Origin of the sequence: Maribacter stanieri (assembly GCF_900112245.1) — a bacterium.
In the GTDB taxonomy this organism is placed as follows: domain Bacteria; phylum Bacteroidota; class Bacteroidia; order Flavobacteriales; family Flavobacteriaceae; genus Maribacter; species Maribacter stanieri.
Map to the genome: position 1 here is coordinate 4,144 of NZ_FOYX01000006.1, position 18,549 is coordinate 22,692.

At 35.0% G+C, this 18,549-nt stretch carries 18 protein-coding genes and 1 pseudogene; 13 read left to right on the plus strand and 6 right to left on the minus strand.

Annotation, left to right across the window (positions count from 1 at the left end):
• Positions 1–1,851: pseudogene (locus BM296_RS18670) on the minus strand (hypothetical protein); the annotation flags it as partial.
• A gap of 294 nt (positions 1,852–2,145) precedes the next feature.
• On the opposite strand from BM296_RS18670, the gene BM296_RS18675 reads away from it, so the two are divergent.
• The 6 genes from BM296_RS18675 (at position 2,146) to BM296_RS18700 (ending at position 7,584) form a co-directional block, all read left to right on the plus strand.
• Complete coding sequence (locus tag BM296_RS18675; protein WP_091905616.1) at positions 2,146–2,889, plus strand: BamP family beta-assembly machinery protein; 744 nt, start codon at positions 2,146–2,148, stop codon at positions 2,887–2,889.
• Positions 2,879–3,652 carry a BamP family beta-assembly machinery protein gene (locus tag BM296_RS18680; protein ID WP_245787054.1) on the plus strand — a complete coding sequence of 258 codons (774 nt, stop codon included), beginning with the start codon at positions 2,879–2,881 and terminating at the stop codon, positions 3,650–3,652. Before BM296_RS18675 ends, BM296_RS18680 begins: the two co-directional genes overlap by 11 nt.
• Before the next feature lie 51 nt (positions 3,653–3,703).
• Positions 3,704–4,210, plus strand: a complete 507-nt coding sequence (locus BM296_RS18685) for a DUF6702 family protein (protein ID WP_091905619.1) — start codon at positions 3,704–3,706, stop codon at positions 4,208–4,210.
• A 57-nt stretch (positions 4,211–4,267) separates the two neighbouring features.
• Positions 4,268–6,580: a M1 family metallopeptidase gene (locus BM296_RS18690; protein WP_091905622.1), complete on the plus strand. Its 2,313-nt coding sequence runs from the start codon at positions 4,268–4,270 to the stop codon at positions 6,578–6,580.
• 92 nt (positions 6,581–6,672) lie between these two features.
• A complete protein-coding gene (locus BM296_RS18695) occupies positions 6,673–7,002 on the plus strand; it encodes a Sec-independent protein translocase subunit TatA/TatB (protein ID WP_231500576.1) in 330 nt (109 codons plus the stop codon).
• 6 nt (positions 7,003–7,008) lie between these two features.
• On the plus strand, positions 7,009–7,584 hold the full coding sequence (locus BM296_RS18700; protein WP_091905623.1) for a phosphatase PAP2 family protein: 576 nt from the start codon (positions 7,009–7,011) through the stop codon (positions 7,582–7,584).
• Here BM296_RS18700 and BM296_RS18705 read toward each other — a convergent pair.
• Positions 7,547–8,188, minus strand: coding sequence for an O-methyltransferase (locus BM296_RS18705; RefSeq protein ID WP_091905626.1), 642 nt, complete (start codon positions 8,186–8,188; stop codon positions 7,547–7,549). The two genes, BM296_RS18700 and BM296_RS18705, sit on opposite strands and share 38 nt — an antisense overlap.
• A 63-nt stretch (positions 8,189–8,251) precedes the next feature.
• Between BM296_RS18705 and BM296_RS18710 the strand changes: the two genes are divergently transcribed.
• From BM296_RS18710 to BM296_RS18720, 3 genes are all read left to right on the plus strand, one after another.
• A complete protein-coding gene (locus tag BM296_RS18710) occupies positions 8,252–8,722 on the plus strand; it encodes a GNAT family N-acetyltransferase (RefSeq protein WP_091905629.1) in 471 nt (156 codons plus the stop codon).
• A gap of 65 nt (positions 8,723–8,787) precedes the next feature.
• The gene (gene kynU, locus BM296_RS18715) at positions 8,788–10,056 is read left to right on the plus strand and encodes a kynureninase (protein WP_091905632.1); all 1,269 of its coding nucleotides are present in this window, start codon (positions 8,788–8,790) and stop codon (positions 10,054–10,056) included.
• A 34-nt stretch (positions 10,057–10,090) separates the two neighbouring features.
• Positions 10,091–11,239, plus strand: a complete 1,149-nt coding sequence (locus BM296_RS18720; RefSeq protein ID WP_091905635.1) for an MFS transporter — start codon at positions 10,091–10,093, stop codon at positions 11,237–11,239.
• Positions 11,240–11,256: 17 nt separating this feature from the next.
• Here the strand turns inward: BM296_RS18720 and BM296_RS18725 are convergent, their stop codons facing one another.
• Together BM296_RS18725 and BM296_RS18730 are read right to left on the minus strand one after the other, a co-directional pair.
• Complete coding sequence (locus tag BM296_RS18725) at positions 11,257–12,426, minus strand: peptidase associated/transthyretin-like domain-containing protein (RefSeq protein ID WP_091905639.1); 1,170 nt, start codon at positions 12,424–12,426, stop codon at positions 11,257–11,259.
• 44 nt (positions 12,427–12,470) lie between these two features.
• The gene (locus tag BM296_RS18730) at positions 12,471–13,151 is read right to left on the minus strand and encodes a hypothetical protein (protein WP_091905642.1); all 681 of its coding nucleotides are present in this window, start codon (positions 13,149–13,151) and stop codon (positions 12,471–12,473) included.
• A gap of 78 nt (positions 13,152–13,229) precedes the next feature.
• Here BM296_RS18730 and BM296_RS18735 point away from each other — a divergent pair, with 78 nt between their 5' ends.
• From BM296_RS18735 to BM296_RS18750, 4 genes are all read left to right on the plus strand, one after another.
• A complete protein-coding gene (locus tag BM296_RS18735; RefSeq protein ID WP_245787055.1) occupies positions 13,230–13,856 on the plus strand; it encodes an RNA polymerase sigma factor in 627 nt (208 codons plus the stop codon).
• The gene (locus tag BM296_RS18740) at positions 13,857–14,054 is read left to right on the plus strand and encodes a hypothetical protein (RefSeq protein WP_091905646.1); all 198 of its coding nucleotides are present in this window, start codon (positions 13,857–13,859) and stop codon (positions 14,052–14,054) included.
• A 17-nt stretch (positions 14,055–14,071) separates the two neighbouring features.
• Positions 14,072–14,905 carry a mechanosensitive ion channel family protein gene (locus BM296_RS18745; RefSeq protein ID WP_091905649.1) on the plus strand — a complete coding sequence of 278 codons (834 nt, stop codon included), beginning with the start codon at positions 14,072–14,074 and terminating at the stop codon, positions 14,903–14,905.
• A 118-nt stretch (positions 14,906–15,023) separates the two neighbouring features.
• The gene (locus BM296_RS18750; protein WP_027067928.1) at positions 15,024–15,572 is read left to right on the plus strand and encodes a ClpP family protease; all 549 of its coding nucleotides are present in this window, start codon (positions 15,024–15,026) and stop codon (positions 15,570–15,572) included.
• A gap of 76 nt (positions 15,573–15,648) precedes the next feature.
• Here BM296_RS18750 and BM296_RS18755 read toward each other — a convergent pair whose 3' ends face one another.
• Entirely contained in the window at positions 15,649–17,595 is a 1,947-nt protein-coding gene (locus BM296_RS18755; protein ID WP_091905652.1) for an OmpA family protein, read from the minus strand.
• An 18-nt stretch (positions 17,596–17,613) separates the two neighbouring features.
• Complete coding sequence (locus BM296_RS18760; protein ID WP_091905655.1) at positions 17,614–18,516, minus strand: PorP/SprF family type IX secretion system membrane protein; 903 nt, start codon at positions 18,514–18,516, stop codon at positions 17,614–17,616.
• Positions 18,517–18,549 lie beyond the last annotated feature (33 nt).

Sequence of the window (18,549 nt, forward strand, 5' to 3'; positions counted from 1 at the left end):
GGTTGCACTTGGCGTAACGGTAACCGATCCGTTCGTAGATGTTATGTTCTGTATTTCATTCGTGTCGCTTTTGTCGCCATCTGCTGTATCGGATGCGGCAATAGCTGTAGCCACTTCGGTATCAAGTGCGAAGGTTGCCAAGGAAACGTCCTGGTTATTTCCCCCTTCGATACCAATGGTAAGGACATCTCCCGTAAGAATCGATCCCGCAATATTTTGTTCATCAGTGTCAACCAATCCGCTTCCTGCAAGCTCATCGATAGCAGCTTGTGTTGTAATTGCAGCTAAACCAGAAGTGGTATTGTCGTAATCTACTTCACTTGCATTTTGGTCATCATCACCACCTCCTCCAGGTGGGAAATCTGCCCATTCTACATCTCCGGCAATGGTTGTGATTAAAACTTGGTCTTCGGTAAGTACTCCGGGTGCTGGCTCAATTTTTAAAGGGGTTACGGCTTCATCTTCAATGGCGAATTCACCAATATTATTCATGGTAACATCACCTCCTACAGCAACAGGTGTTGGTTCACTTGCGGCATTACCTACAAAGATAAATCCGTCAGCTAAGGTTGAAGTTGTTGTTATTGTACTTAAGTCAACATCATTGCCTCCTGTAATGGCTAAAGTGTTACCAGTTAACGAAAGGGTTTGATTATCTGTATTAACTGTTCCTGCAGGTATGTCTATCCATGCTACAACACCAGTTGTGCTTGTGGTTAAAATTTGAGTGTTAGCAGGTGCTACTGCGGCAGGTGCAATATCATCGGTTAAAATAGTCCCATCTAAAATGTCTGCCGTTCTTACGGCATTATTTGCAATTTTTGCAGTTGTTACGGAATTGTTGGCTAATTCAGCAGTGTCTATACCACCTGCTTCAACATCAATTGTGTACGGGTTAGCATCAGTGCCATCGCCATTTCGAACAAGAGTACCGTCTGTAGCATCTAAAATTTCGTTTCCTATTATTGCATCAACCTCTACAGCAGCTGCAGGCAAGGTTATGGTTCCACCATTTGTCAAACTTATTTCGTTTGTAGCCGGATTAATACTTATTTGCTGTAAATAGGTAGATAAATCATATGTATTGGGGTCATTTTCTATACTTAAAATATTACCTGTAAGGTTTAGTTGCTGGTCATCTGAACCAACTAAAGCAGCTAGGTCTATTGTAGATACACCTGCTGTGGTAGATCTAGAAATTGTTAAGGTGTTGTCTAGTTTATTAAAAGTAAGATCGTAAAGTTCATTAGAATCTTGCCATTGTACAATTCCGTTCTCGTCGGTAGTTAATACTTGTCCTGGTAAAAAGTTAGCAATATCGGCAGGTGCAATGCTACCATCTCTAATTTCTTCGGTTCCAACAGAATTTTGTCTAAGCTCACTAGAACCAACAGATTCTGCCGCTAATTTATCTTGGGTTAAAGAGTTATCTTGAATATCATCTGGTCCAATACCACCATCAATAATATTGTCTCCTAAAATACTGTTTTTGGCAACTTCTAAGTTATAACCGCCCGCAGATTCGGTAATTTCTATGGTACTTCTACCGTTAATAATAGGGTCGTTGGTAATGGTAAAGTTTACCGCATCACATAGGTTTATCCATTGGGTACCGTCATAGTAATTAATACACTCGGTGTCGGTATTGTAGACCATACCACCACGTTGTGGGGTGATAGCTTCCATTTCTAAAGTAGATACACGAGTAATGACCAAAACCTTAGAGGTACTTTCTAGCTCTAAAACCGAGGTAGGGTCTATATTTTGAGGGTTATCACCTATTTTAATTTGTCCGAATACGGTAGATACGGTTAGTATAGTAAAAAAAATAAATAAAATTATTGCTTTCATACTTAGTGTCTTATGACGAGAAAATAGTGATAAACAAAAATAGAATTATCTTCTTAATACCCTTTATTTATAAGTTGAAATAGTATGGTAATGGGTTAAAGAACATCAATCTTCGTTCAATGGGTTTAAAATTGGCGTCTAAATTAACCAAACGGTAGATGCATATTTTACTGTAGTCATTGAAGAAATTAACAAAAGTTTATTGGCGGGTTTTTTTTTATAAAGATTACAAATCTTTTCTTTATCTTTTGAATATCCTATGAACAGGGAATTTTCAGAATAAATACACACTAAATGACCAAAAAATTACTTTTTTTACTAGTATTATTTACAGCGGTATCAGGCTTTTCACAAGATGATACAAGACGACCTTTAAGCGGGTCGGTAATTTACATGAATATTGGCGTGCCCAATGAGAATGTAATTAATTCAACTTCTGAGCGAGCTACTATAACTAATGATCAAGGGCTATTTAGAATTAATGTAAAAGTTGGTGATGAACTTGTTTTTACAGCAGTTAACTATAATATTAAAGTTGTGACGGTTACTGAAGAAATTCTAGCTAATAATCGCCTAGTAGTAGAAGTAAACGAAAAGGTGACCGAGCTAGACGAGGTGGTAATTACCCCAGAACAACAAGAGCGTTTTTTAGCAATGAAGAACGAAGAATTTAAACAGCACGAATATGAAATTGATCGTAGTACTGAGGTAGAGAACATAGCCATGTCACAAACAGACAGGGGAATGCAAGACGGATTAAATTTCGTCAATATTTTTAGGGCTATTTTTAAATCTCAAGATGAAACTGTCGAAGAGGGACCAAAATTAAAGGTAAGTGAAGTGTTACGTCAAGTTTATGACGATTCCTTTTTTGTGGTAGATCTACAAATACCTCAAGATAAAATAAATGAGTTTCTATACTATTGTGATGCCAGAATGCCTGCACAAACGTTGCTTAGAAAAGAGAACGAATTTCAGTTGATAGACGCGTTGGTTAATCATAGTAAAACTTTTCTTAAAGAATTAAATGAGGAGTAGACTCCTTATATTTTTTCTCTTTTCCAGCGTCTATGTATTCGCACAGTTAGGTGAACCTAAAAGGTTAGAGGGTAAGGTGTATAGTGATGACGGAGACGTTGCCGCTACCCATGTTCTTAACCTAACTTCTCAAAGAGCAACCATTACAGATGAGAATGGTTTTTTTACCATACCTGTACAGATGCTGGATACCTTAGAGTTTTCTGCCATACAATACAAGAAGAAGATTGTAGTGGTCAGTACGGCAATTTTAGATAGCAAGTTTATATCTGTTGGGTTAGAAGATGCTTTAACGGAATTAGATGAAGTTACCGTAACACCCTATAGTCTTAGTGGTAATCTGTTAGCTGATCTTTCCACCTTAGATTTAGATCCAATTGTTACCGCATCTACTTTAGGTTTACCCAATGCATATGTAAAAATACCAACGAAAGCTGAGCGGGAGCTTAGTGCTGCAACAGCTAGCCCAGGTATGAGTTTTGATCCCTTAATAAATGCAATTACGGGGCGTACCAAAATGCTTAAAAAACGGGTAGAGCGAAATAAACTCTATGATAGAACAGAGCGTGTAAGAGAATTTTACGAGGATAGTGTTTATCTAAAACAGCTATTGATTCCCATAGATAAAATAGACGATTTTCTATATTATTGCGAAGTTGACCCCAGGTTTCAGCAAGTTGTAGATACCCATAGCGAATTGGAAATATGGGAATACCTCCGCCAAAAAAGCCTGCTATATAGAGAAAATAATTCTTTAGATTAGGGGCATTATCTTTGGCATATGGTTTGCAAAGACATTATAAAACAATACAAAATGAAGATTGTAAAATCGCTGTTCTTATTAATTATACTGCCACTATTTGCATTTGCTGGAGCACATAAATTTTACATTAGTGTTACCAATGTAGATTATTCGCAGAAAGATGAAGCTGTGCAGATTATTACGCGAGTATTTATAGATGATATGAATACGGTACTTAAAGAACGCTACGGATTTCCTGCTAAATTAGGCTCTGATCAGGAATCTGATTTGGATAAAGAATATCTAGAAAAGTATTTGAGAACCAAGTTTTTGGTAGAGATTAATGGTGAAACGGTAAAGTATGATTTTATAGGGAGCAAATATGACTCAGATATGGTTCTATGTTATCTAGAAGTTCCTAATATACCGCTTAAAGACCTAAAGCAGATTGCTATAGAAAATGAGGTGCTGACAGATATATATGATGATCAGCAAAATGTGGTTCATATGAATATAAATGGGAAGAAAAAGAGCCATGTTCTAGTAAAATCGCGTCCTAAAGGAATGTTAAATTTGTAACATATATTAAGATATCCCTATAAAAACTTTAATTTTCGCACACTAAATAACTAAGTAATGATAAGAGTAAAGTACGCATTTGCGTCTATTTTATTCCTTTTTGCCGCTGTAACTTTTGCACAAGAGCCGGTAACTAAAGAAAAGGAACCTGGGCATGAAAACCAGAGTAAGTTTAAACAATTATACGAAGAATTTGCAACCCCCAATACCTACAGGTCTGCATCTGGAGCACCGGGTCCTGATTATTATCAGCAGCAGGCAGATTATGTAATGGACATTCGTTTAGATGATAAGAATGCCAAGATATTTGGAGAAGAAACAATTACTTACACCAATAATTCACCAGATGACCTAGAGTATCTTTGGGTGCAATTAGATCAGAATATTAGAACCAAAGATTCAAAAGCAGCCTTAAAGAATGGTAGTGGTATTCCACTTGGTGATTCACCAGAGAAATTTGTTGGTAATTACATGACCGAGTCTTTCGATGGCGGTTTTAATATCGATTACGTAAAAGATAATTCAGGTAAAGCATTACCCTTTACAGTGAACTTCACCATGATGCGTGTAGATTTACCTACCCCGCTTAAAAGTGGAGATAAATTTTCTTTTGACATTAAATGGAACTACAACATTCCTGATCACACCGTAAACAGAGCTAGATCTGGTTATGAGTTTTTTGAGGAAGATGGAAACAGAGCTTATGTAATTGCTCAATTCTTTCCAAGAATGGCAGTTTATAATGATGTAGAAGGATGGCAGAACCACCAATTTTGGGGCAATGGAGAATTTGCACTTCCATTTGGTGACTATGAAGTGAACATAACTGTACCTGCAGATCATATTTTAGATGGTACAGGAGTACTTCAAAATAGAAAAGAAGTATATACAAAAGAAATGATGAGTCGTTATGAGCAGGCTAAAAAGTCTTATGACAAACCTGTTATCATTGTAACACAAGCGGAAGCTGAAGCGGCTGAAAAAGGATTTTCCGACAAGACAAAAACATGGAAGCTAAAGGCAGAAAATGTTCGTGATTTCGGATTTGCTACATCAAGAAAGTTCATTTGGGACATGCAAGCGGTTAAGTTAGGAAACAGAGATGTTATGGCTGTTTCTATGTACCCTAAAGAAGGTAACCCATTATGGGAAGAATATTCTACAAAAGCAGTAGCGCACACATTAAAGTCGTACTCGTCTCATACATTCGATTACCCTTATCCAAAGGCAATATCTGTACATGCTAAAAATCAGGGTATGGAATATCCTATGATTTGTTGGAACTACGGTAGACCAAATAAAGATGGTAGCTATTCTGATAGAACTAAATACGGAATGATCAGTGTAATTATTCACGAAGTAGGTCACAACTTTTTTCCAATGATCGTAAACTCAGATGAGCGTCAATGGGGATGGATGGATGAAGGTTTAGATACTTTTATGCAGTATATGGCAGAGCAAGAATTTGGAGAAGCATACCCAACTGCAATAGCACCAAATGATAAGTACCCGTCTAGAAGAGGTGATCCTGCGAAGATCGTACCTTACATGAGTGGTGATCAAAGTACTATTTCACCAATTATGTCCAATCCAGAAAATGTATTTCAGTTAGGACCAAATGCATACGGAAAACCAGCAACGGCATTGAATATTTTGAGAGAAACCGTTATGGGACGTGAGTTGTTTGATCATGCTTTTAAAACATATTCTCACCGTTGGAAGTTTAAACACCCGACACCAGAAGATTTCTTTAGAACTATGGAAGATGCCTCTGCCGTAGATTTAGATTGGTACTGGAGAGGTTGGTTCTATACCACTGACTATGTAGATTTGGCTGTAAAGGATATTAAAAAATACTATGTAAGCGATACCCCTAACAAAAAAATGAAAGCTTATTTGGCAGAACGTGGTATACCAGAGTCTAATTTAAGACCAATGGTTTATTTAGAGGAATATGACGATGCTGGTATGGTAGCTCCTGAACTAAAAGATAACTTACCATCAGAATCTTCTAAAACTTTAAAAGAATTTATGATGGATAACATGACTGCGGCAGAAAGAGCGGCGGTTAAAGAACCAAAGTATTTTTACGAAGTAACGTTTAATAGCCCAGGTGGTTTACCAATGCCGTTGATCGTAGAGTATACGTATGCAGATGGATCGGTTAAAAATGTAACCTATCCTCCAGAAATTTGGAGAAAGAACAGTAAAGAAGTAAGTATGGTTATTTCTTCTACTACTGAGCTAACGGGAGTTAATATTGATCCTAAAATGGAAACGGCAGATATTGATACCACAAACAATAGCTGGCCAAAGAAAGAGCAAGAGAGCGATTTCGATAAAATGAAAGAAGGAATTAAAGGAAAATAATTAACAAAATAATTATTTAAAAAAGCCTCGTAGTTATACGAGGCTTTTTTAATTTCGATACTAAACTTGTTTATATTTGTAGTATGATTGCTATGTATTCATTATTTATTAGTGGCGCAGAAATTTTCTTCATTATGTTTATCGTAGTGATGGTATTTGGTGCCGACAAAATTCCTGATATTGCCAAGGGATTGGGTAAAGGTATGCGTCAACTAAAAGATGCTACCGAAGATATTAAACAAGAAATTCAAAAGAGTGCCGATAAGCAGGGCATTGATACTAGTTTCGTTACCGATATAAAAAAAGATATCGATGATATGAAAAAGGACATTAGTTCTGGCTTAGGTAATGATGTTAAAAAGCAAATTAGCGACGTTAGTAAGAACATCAATGATGTAACCGGCAGTATCAAGAGAAAGTAATCTTCTATGTTAGATAAGATTTTACAATGGGATCGAGATGCCTTTGTCTATCTTAACAGTCTTGGTATAGAGCAATATGATACCTTTTGGTCAACGGTAACCAAATTTCCACCTTGGATTCCCTTATTTGCCCTTATCATAATTCTATTTTTTATTAAGTTTCCGAAACGAGAGGCAATAGCGATGATTTTGACCCTATTGGTCATGGTTTTTTTTGTGGGTACAGTAACAGATTTGACTAAAAATGTGGTTGCCAGGCTAAGACCAAATAATGATGAAGACTTAAATACTTTAATTCGTATTCTAAGAAGTCCGTCAGGGTTCAGCTTTTTCTCAGGTCACGCCTCCTCTTCCTTTTCGGTAATAACTTTAACGGTACTTTTTTTAAGACGTAAATTTAAATGGGTGTACTTATTTTATATCTGGCCAGTATTATTTGCAATGAGTAGAGTGTACGTGGGTGTACATTTTCCTATCGATTTAATTGTAGGTGCGTTGGTAGGTATAGTATCGGCTTGGCTATTTTATAGACTGTATGGGGTGCTTATTTCACCCTACTTAAAGTCAGTCCATCGCGTATAGGCAACAAAACTGTTTCTAATAAAGGGTGTTCACTTAGTTTTTTATTGTAGTCTAAGAGTACCTTTGTGGTAACATCTTTAGGGTCTAAGGGTTCTACCACTTTACCAGACCACAGCACATTATCGGAAAGTATTACGGAACCCGATTTTGTTTTGGGTAAAACAGCTTCTAAAAAATTATCGTACTGCTTTTTCTCTGCATCTATAAAAATAAGATCAAAAGTAATATCAAGCTTCGGTATAATATCTAAAGCGTTACCTACATGCTGTATAATTTGTGTACCATAATCGCTACGGTCAAAATAGGTACGTTGTATTTGGGCTAGTTCTGCATTTACATCAATTGTATGTAATTGTCCGTTTTTCTGTAAACCTTCCGCTAGGCATAAGGCAGAATAACCGGTATAGGTGCCAATTTCAAGAATATTAAGAGGATTGATCAATTTAGACAATAAACTTAATACACGCCCTTGAAAATGCCCGGTAAGCATTCGTGGCTGTATTACTTTTAAATGAGTTTCACGCGTAAGTTCTTGTAGTAACTTAGGTTCTTCTTGTGAGTGGTCTGCTAAATAGCTTTCTAAAAGTGGCGATAGAAAATGCATGCGTTTCTTTTTGCAAAAATAGGGTTTTAAGCCTTAATTTAATGGACTCAAAATAGGGAAGAGATGAAAACTGAAATAACGATTAGGGAAGCGGTAGATAGCGATTTGCCCGTCTTATTGAAATATGAGCAAGGCGTGGTCAAGGCAGAACGCCCTTTTGACCCTACCATTAAAGATGCTGATGTCACCTATTATGATTTAGGTGCACTAATGGAAAACCCTAGGGCCATTGTAATGGTTGCCTGTGATGGAGATAAAATAGTAGCTACGGGTTATGCCCTAGAAAAACCTGCCAGGCATTATTTAGATCATGAGACTTTTGCTTATTTAGGTTTTATGTATACAGATCCCGATTATAGGGGTATGGGCATAAATGGAAAAATTGTTAGTAGTTTAAAAGATTGGTGTACTGCGTCTGGATTAACGGAAATACGATTACATGTATACAGCGAAAACGAACCCGCAATAAGAGCCTATGAGAAAGTAGGGTTTAAAAGGCATATGATAGAAATGCGTTTAAGAATAGAATCTTAAATGTCAATTATTGTTTAGAGCTTATTAAATTATAGGCTTATGATTACTTTTATATAAAATTAGTTATGGAATTTAAAAATACGTTAGAGTTTGCACAGTCTTTAGATGCAAAGGACAACTTAAAAACATATAGAGATGAGTTTATTTTTCCTAAAATCAACGGGAAAGAAGTCATCTATTTTACGGGGAATTCTCTGGGATTGCAGCCAAAAAGAACCAAGTCATTTGTAGACGAGGTTATGAAAGACTGGGGAGAACTAGCCGTTGAGGGTCATTTTTATGCTGAAAAACCATGGTGGGATTATCATGAGCGTTTGGCAGAACCTTTAGCTAAAGTTGTAGGAGCCTTACCAGAAGAGGTTTCAGTGATGAATACCTTGACCGTGAATCTTCATTTATTGATGGTTTCCTTTTACAACCCAACAAAGAAGAGATTTAAGATTCTGTGTGAAGAAAAGGCTTTTCCCAGCGATCAGTATATGTTTCAAAGTCAGGTTCGCTTTCATGGGTTAGACCCAGAAGAAACCATTGTTGAGATTAAGAAACGTGATGGGGAACATCATTGGAGAACAGAAGATATACTTGCAAAAATAGAAGAGTTAGGTGATGAACTAGCGCTTGTATTAATTGGCGGTGTAAATTATTACAACGGTCAGGTAATGGATATGGAAGCTATAACCAAAGCGGGAAAAGCTGTTGGTGCCAACGTTGGATGGGATTTGGCACATGCTGTAGGTAATGTAGAATTGAAATTACATGATTGGGATGCAGATTTTGCCTCATGGTGTAGTTATAAGTACATGAACAGTGGTCCAGGAAATGCATCTGGTATTTACGTGAATAAAAAACACTTGAACAAAAAGGATATTCAACGATTTGAAGGTTGGTGGGGAACAAAAAAAGAAACTAGATTTCTTATGAAGCCAGAATTTGAACCTATGGAGAATGCAGATGCATGGCAAATAAGTAATGTTCCAATACTTTCTGTAGCACCTTATTTAGCATCGCTTACTATGTTTGAAGAAGTAGGTATGGCCAGGTTGATAGCAAAGCGAAATCAGATAGTCGCTTATTTAGAATATATTTTGCATGAAATAGATAAAGAGGTAGATAGTTCTTTTGAGATTATAACTCCTGAAGATAGAGGGTGTCAGTTATCTGTATTCTTACACGGACAAGGGAAATCTCTTTTTAATTATTTAATGGAAAATGGTGTAATAACTGATTGGCGCGAACCTAATGTAATTAGATTGGCACCAGCTCCGTTCTATTCTACCTATGAGGATATGTACCGTTTTGGGCAAATTTTAAAAGCTGGAGTTCTAGCAAATTAAATACTTTAATTTGCTAACCAACAATCATATGTAGATGAGATCATTACGTTTAATATTGGGTAATGCTAGGTATTTTGGTCCCTCTTGGGTATTTGCCAGTATTAACATACTTTTCGGCACATGGGCAATATATATACCAACGGTTAAAGATGCTTTAAACATCAGTAAATCCGAATTAGGAATTGCTATTTTCTTTTTGGCCTTAGGAGTTTTTACAATTTTTCCGTTTGCTTCAGCAATAATAAATAAGTTTGGTGTTGGAAAAACTACTTTTTACGGAGTATTGTTAAGTTGCATAACGGCAATGTTGCCGTTATTGGCACCTAACTATTATATTCTCATGGGAGCTTTATTTCTATTTGGGGCAACTAATGGTGTTACAGATATTTCTATGAATACCTTGGTGACCGAGATAGAGAAAAAGGACAAGGTGAAGTTCATGGCGGCATCACATGGTTTTTTCAGTCTTGGGGGAGTTTTGGCAGGTTTGGGTAGTTTCTTAATTGGTCCGTTATCAAATCCCGTATTACACATGTCTATTGCTGTTTTATTGGTTTTAGTTGTCAATTTTAGATTTAGAAGCCAGTATTTCTCTGAAATTGCGGAAGAAATTGAAAACGAACCTTTTAGTTTTGGTTTGCTAAAACCATTACTGCTTTTAGGACTTATATCTTTTGTAGCAATGGGTAGTGAGGGTGCCATTGTAGATTGGAGCGGACTTTATTTAAAGGAAATTACTTTGGCTCCAGAAGCTTTATGGGGATTAGGATTTTTAGGATTTCAAGTAACCATGACTTTAGGTAGATTTTTAGGAGATGGTATCAGTGACAAAATTGGATCTATTAAAATAGTAGCTATTGGTGCCATTTTAGCTATTATAGGATATTTTCTAGTTCTTACAGGAAATACCTATTTCAGCATACTAGGTTTTGCGTTAAATGGATTGGGTTTTTCTGTAATGGTGCCCGAAGTATTTAGAATAGGAGGGAACGTAAAGGGAATAGATTCTTCTAAAGGTATAGCGTTCATTGCAGGAGCAGGCTACACCGGTTTTTTATGTGCACCCCCCATACTGGGATTCTTGGCAGAAAATTACAGTCTTACCCGAAGTTTTGTAGTGCTGCTTGCATGCGGATTTCTTATTCTTTTATTTACACTTTTATTGAAGCGAAAAAAAGCTTAGGCCTTAGCCAGGTTACATTAGTTTTTAATATTACTTCTAACTTTAAACTCGTTGCTGGGGTCTTGTACTTTTTCAATAAAATCTAACATCTCATCTGTTAGTAATAGTTGGTTTTGAGCATTCCAATAACTTTGGTCGTAAGGGTAATTAATTTTAAATAAGTCCTTAGAAGTACTAACGTTTTTCTTAACATCAAAATCACCTTCGTTATCTGAAGTAGTTAAAATAAAAGATATATCGTAAAATGAGGTAAATGACTTTTCATCATCTGTCAATTCAACCTTCACATCGTATTTTGCTGAGGTTATATAGTATTTACTTGTGTTAGAGGATTTGGAGAGCGAAATTTCTTTGTCAAATGATACCGTCCTGAATTTTATTTTTTTACCACTTTCTTGAAAAGGCTTATTTTTTAACACAACGGACATTTTAAACTGTTCCATCGCATAGTTTTCTGTATTAATAATATAATGACCCGAAAAATCCTCATTTTCAATTGTTGGTTTAGATTGAAAATTTATATTAATTTTTTTACCATTATCAAAAGTAGATTCGGTTAAATCAAAATTATCTCCAGTAGCATTTACAGGTATTAGGTTCATAAATAAACTATGGAACGATTCAAAAATAAAGTAGACATCATTTTCGTCCTTAACTAAACCAACTTTACGCATATTGGTCAGTTCCACTTTGAAATCTTTTTTATCGGGGTCAATTTCATTTGTATACAAAAGTGTTCTTCTTTCCAGTTTACCCTGTATATCTTGAATACGGGTAATTTCGCCATTATATCTTAGAACACCTCTAAGCAAAAATATCTCTTTATATGGATAAATTGGGTAGTTAGACTTCACCGAATCTCCAACTTTTTGCCACAAGGTTTTTTCATTAGTTACGGTTACTTCGTTAAGCTCTAATACACTTTTGTTGAGGAAGATAGTATCTTTGATCTTTTTAAATGTTGTGTAAAGTTTATCATAACCAGCTCTGTAAAAAGTAATGGAATCTGAAGATGATGAAAACTGAAAGCGACCATCGGCATTGGTCATGGTGTGGTCTTTGCCATTGTAAATACCAACGAATTCTAAAGGAGAATTGTCTGCATTATCTAAAACAATTGCAGTTTTACTATTTTGAGAATACCCGAATAGAGAAAATAAGAATAGCGCAAATACTGGTAATTTCATATGTTGGTTGAAGTGGTAATATATACTTCAAAATCTATACCACACTATTTAACTTCAACTCCTGTAAAGTATAATGAGAAATCAGCATCAGGTCTTTTGTGCATCATGCCAATGTTTAAACCTTTCAGTTTTTTATAATCTTCCCAACTAGTAGTCATATTAGGTTCAGATTGATTCTCTTTTCTATATACCCATTCTTTAATAATAAAATCGTCACCAAAATAGTAGTCATAGGCATCGCCAGGGGTGTAACCTCCGTCATTATCGTATACCGTTGTTAATTTGTGCATAGTAGTTTTGCTGATAGGCGCTTCAACACCCTCGGTATGTTTATAGGTAAAACTTTTTTGATCCCAAACCAATTGGTAAGGAGCCAGTAACCAAAATTTATCATTTACAAACCCTCCGTCTGTTGCCACCATGGTGCTGTCAACAGATTTTCTGTTATATGAGATAGTATCTTGCCTGGTCATCATTGTAACGTCATTAGACTTTGTATTCCATAACCAAGTGCGTTCAAAATGCTCGGTATCTCTATCTACGTTGAAAGTGAACTTAATACTTTGCAAATCATTCCAATTATCAAAGCCATTTGCATTGGCTATTTTTTCAAGAACCGTCAATTCCTTATCTTCGGCAACAGAAATTTTAGGTTCTTTTTTGTCGGTTTTACAACCTGTAAATACACTTGAAATAAGAATAGAAAGAATAATTAATTTTTTCATTTTTAGCAGATTTTCAAGTAAATATATCAATTACAGTATCTTTAACCTACTTTTATTTTTTGTAAACAATATACCAAAGTGACATTTCTTAAAAAGCTATGTTTTATTATTATTGGAAACCAATTCAGTGAAAAATCGGTTTCTGATAGTGTACATGAAAAATACACTGATTTAGAATTAATAGAACAGATTGTTTCTAAGAATGATTCTATGCTCTTTGGTGTGCTATATGATAGATATTCTAAACTAGTTTATAATAAGTGCTTGGGGTTCGCAAAATCTAATAAAGAGGCAGAAGATTTAACCCAAGATATATTTCTAATGCTTTTCGTGAAACTGGGTTCTTTCAAAGGAACATCTAAGTTTTCTACTTGGCTTTATTCTTTTACGTATAACTTCTGTGTTAATTATGTAAATAGAAATAAGGAAAGAAAGATCAATGATAATTCAGTAAAATTTGACAATCAAGAAGATGTGCCAATAGATGTTACCGATAATTTGCTTTTACAGATGCAGGTGGATAAACTTAAAAAAGCTTTGGAGCTTTTAGACCCAGAAGATAAATCTATTTTGTTGTTAAAGTATCAAGACGGGGCATCGATTAAAGAGTTAGAAGATATATTAGATTTAAAATCTAGCGCTATAAAAATGAGGCTCAAAAGAGCAAAGGTAAAAGTTACGGAAATTTATAAAACCCTACCTTAAATGTTAGAACAGGACAAAAATCCATTTAAAAACTTACAAGGAGATCTTAAGGATGTTCCTCCAGAACTACGTAAAAAAGTTATGGAAGATGTTGCTACGGCTAAGTTAATTATGGAATTGACAGGTCTGTTTACAGGTAGTTTTGCCGCTATCATAGAAGGGATGTTAAAAACGAAATCGAAACCGAATAAAATTTAAAGTAGAAAAAGCTATATATGGAAACAGTTGATAAGTGGAAAGAACTCACCTTTGATTCATTAAGTAATATATTTAAGGATATTGCATCTGCATTACCTGGGATATTTGGAGCGTTTATCGTTATTATATTTGGTTGGATAATCATTAAGGTAACAACCTTTGTCTTAAAGAGAATTTTCAAAGCGATAAAATTAGATACCGTTTCTGAAAAAATCAATGAGGCTAAACTTTTTGGAGATGCCGATATCAAGATAGATTTACCCAAAATAATCATCACCTTTATTAAAGTACTTCTTTGGTTGGTATTTATAATCGTTGCTTCTGACATAATGGGACTAACCATTATATCTACCGAAATTGCAAATCTGTTGCGTTATTTGCCTGTATTGCTTTCTGCAATGGTGATTTTAATGCTAGGTCTATTTTTGGCTAAAACAATCAAGGAAGCTATTATTAAAGTATTTGGTTCAATTGGTCTTGGCGGTGGTAAGCTATTAGGTAATGTTTTATTTTACCTAATTATCATTTTTGTAAGTATTACAGCATTGAACCAAGCGGGTATAGATACTCAGATAATCACTAATAATTTCACTATTGTATTGGGGGCATTCTTACTGGCTATTGCATTGGCACTAGGTTTAGGGTCTAGAGAGATTGTGGGTGATTTATTAAGAACCTTTTATTCTAGAAAAATTTACGAAGTAGGGGATAAAGTTAAAATTGGAGATTTACAAGGTACGGTAATAGGTATTGATAATATTTCAATGATTTTAAAAACCAAATCTGGTAAAGTAGTGATACCTATAAAAAAGGTTGTAGAGAAAACAGTTACAGTAGAAGAACAATCCTAATACATAATTAACGTTGTTCATTTAATAGAAACAGGATTGACAATAATTCATAGCGTTAATGCAGCATCTGTTTATGAATTAATTCATTAATTTTGTTAGAGATAATTAAACTTAAAATATGAGTGCTAAAAAAGGAAAAATTCAGGAAGCCATAGATGAGAAAATGCTGGAGGAAAGAAAGGTGTTCCTATGGGGTATGGTTGATGACGATTCTGCAAAACATGTAATTGATAGGTTATTATATCTAGATATGCAGAATGATAAAGAAATTCAACTTTACATAAATAGTCCTGGTGGTTATGTTACTTCTGGTTTTGCTATGTATGATACTATAAAATCTTTGAAGAGTCCGGTTTCTACAATTTGTACCGGTTTGGCTGCATCAATGGGTTCTATCTTGTTATCTGTAGGTAAAAAGGGTAGAAGGTTTATACAACCACATGCTCAGGTAATGATTCACCAACCAAGTGGTGGGGCAAGAGGTCAGGCTTCAAATATTGAAATACAGGCTAGAGAAATTATAAAAACCAAAGAATTAAGTGCCCAGATATTAGCAGATAACTGTGGTCAAGATTTTGAAAAAGTTTTAAAAGATTTTGATAGAGATTACTGGATGAATGCAGAAGAATCTATTAAATATGGTATCGTTGACGGTATTATGGAATAGATTACTAATAGCAATAAAATTAAAAAGTCCTTTACGATAAAATGTAAAGGACTTTTTTTATGGTTGATTGATTATTTTACTTAGATGCTAGAACTCCTTTTTTAATTTGTAGAATTGGGAATTCTGTTCTTCTATTCAATTCTAATTCCTCTGGGGTACAATCTTCTTTACTTGTACATTTATTAATAGGTATACGTTTACCAAAACCTTTATAAGAAACAATTCTGTCTTTTGAAATGCCATTTTCAATAAGGTATTCATAAGTAGATTTTGCCCTTCTTTCAGAAAGGTCATCATTGTATGCGTGACTTCCTACCGGATCTGTATGTGCTTCAAGTTTAATAATCATATCTGGGTAGGTATTGTTCATTACACGAACAACCTTATCTAACTCTCTCGCTGCGTCTGGTCTAATATCACTTTTATTGAAATCGAAATATATTTTATTGAGTCCGGCTAATAATTTTAAGTCAAGAACAGGTTCAAGAACGATATCTTGACGCATTATCTTTTGAGCTTTAGGTGTAGCCGAGGTATTAAAAAATACGTTTTTATGTGGGTGTGTTTTTCTTACAGCCTCAATCATGTAGGCAGTTTTTCTATTAACAGGAAATCTATAATACCCATTTTCATCTGTAGTAGTCTGTGCTACTAAAGTATTTGTGACTTGATCGTATAATGTAACTTTAACACTGTCTAGCATTTGGTTGTTTATACCATCTACAACATAGCCTTCAACATCTAGCGCAGGAGTAAATTTAAATTTGTAGATATCATCACTACCCATACCACCTTCTCTGTTAGAGCTAACATAACCATCTAGTCCGTTAGGCAGACCATAATAAGCAAAATCGTCACTTGAACTATTTATAGGTGTCCCTAAATTAATGATGTCAATAACTTCACCATCTTCATTAGAAATAGTAGAGAACACATCTAATTGACCAAAACCAACATGCCCATCAGAACTAAAGAACAGTTTTCCTTCTTCGTTTATGAACGGAAACATTTCATTTCCTTCGGTATTTACAATTGGTCCGGCATTAATTGGTTCCTGTACACCACCACGTTCATGAATTTCAGCATAATAAATATCAGTACCACCATAACCGCCAGGGCGATCAGATGTAAAGTACAAGCGTGTTCTGGCTAAATTTACTGACGGATGCCCAGTAGAGTAGTAATCACTATTAATTCTAAGATTACTATTCTCTTCCCATTTATCATCCACCAGTTTAGCAGAATATATTTTTAAGTTTATTTCGTTAGAAGCGCCGTAACCTTCCTTTTTGTCATAGAAGTTATTACGGGTAAAGTACATGATAGTATCGTTTTTATAATCTGTAGAAAATGCTACCGAACTTTCATGAAATTTAGTATTGATATTACCTTTTACGCGTTTTGGTTCAGATAATGGGTTATCTTCTTGAACGGCAAAAAGGTCTAGCCAAGGTTCATCATTCCATCCATAACTTTCACCGGTTACGACATCTCTTCTAGAAGAGCCGAAGTACAAGTTTCCCATAAATCTATAAGTACCAAAATCACTATCGGTAGAATTGAAAGCTACGGGTTCAACTTCATATCGTTGTCTACTATTAAATACTACAGATGCAAGGTTGCCATCTTTTAGAAAGCGTTTTACACGAGAATCGTTCTTATTGTATTTTTTATATTTTTTCAACCAAATTTCAGACTCATCTAAATCTCCGTTGGCATATAAAGCCATGGCGTATTTAAAGTAATAATCTGTTGGTAGTGTAGCATTATTAATAACCGCACTAAAATGTGGAATAGATTTTTTATAGTCGCGTATAAGTAAATAACACTCCGCTAATTGCTGGTGAGCATACTCTGAGTTGAAATCGGTTTTAACCATTTTTTCATACTCTTCAATAGCTAATGAATATGAGAATTTGCTAAAATAATAATCAGCTTTTTTTTGCGATGCAATCTGTGCTATTGAAAATTGACCTACTAAAAAGAGTAGCATCAATAGCAGAAAATTTTTATAATTTTTCATCCTATAGATTTTAAATTATTAGAAATATCTAGGAGATTTAACAGGTCCTAACACCTTTTTTGTAAGTTCATATATTAATATAATTTCATGTGTACCACCTGTGTAAGGTCTTACGGCAGAGGTAGGTAAATCATAAGCATAACCAACTCTAAAATCCCTAGAAACTTGATAGTCCATCATTGCTCCAAAGTTAGAAGCGTCGTTCACTCGGTAAGAAGTACCTACCCAAAATTTATCGTTGAATAAAAAGTTAATAGTAAAGTCATATGTTGCCGGAGCACCATTGGTAAATTTTGTAATAATGGTAGGTTTGAAAATAGTAGTTTCAGATAAGTCAAAAACTAAACCACCAATAGCGTAGTAACTATTACGCTCTATAGCTTCAAATTCTCCATCGTTTAAATCTGTATTTAATATTCTTGGAGAAGAAAGACCTGCATACCATCTATTAGAACCAATGTAAAAACCTGCACCAAAATTTGGGTTTATACTATTGAAATTAGCATTGAAAAACTGATCGTTAGGATCAGGGTTTTCTAAGTTATAACTTGTGAAACCACCCTTTAAACCAAAGCGCATTTTAACTTGTTGGCTAACCGGAACGGTATATGAGAAATCTCCATAAAAGTAGTTGGTATTTTCAAAACCTAAACGGTCATTAATATATGAAACGCCTATACCTACTTTCTCGTTTTTTAAAGGTGAATGTATAGATAGTGTACTGGTTCTAGGATTACCTTCAAGACCTGCCCACTGATTTCTATGTAGAATAGTCGCGTTCAGCGTTTCTCTACTACCTGCATACGCTGGGTTTACCGAAATAGTGTTGTACATATATTGTGTAAACTGAGGTAACTGCTGTGCGCTTACAAAAGCACCTGTAAAAAATAGAATGGCTAAAAGTAGATTAGCTTTTTTCATGGTTGTGTTTGGGTTTAGCTTTTTGGGCTAGTA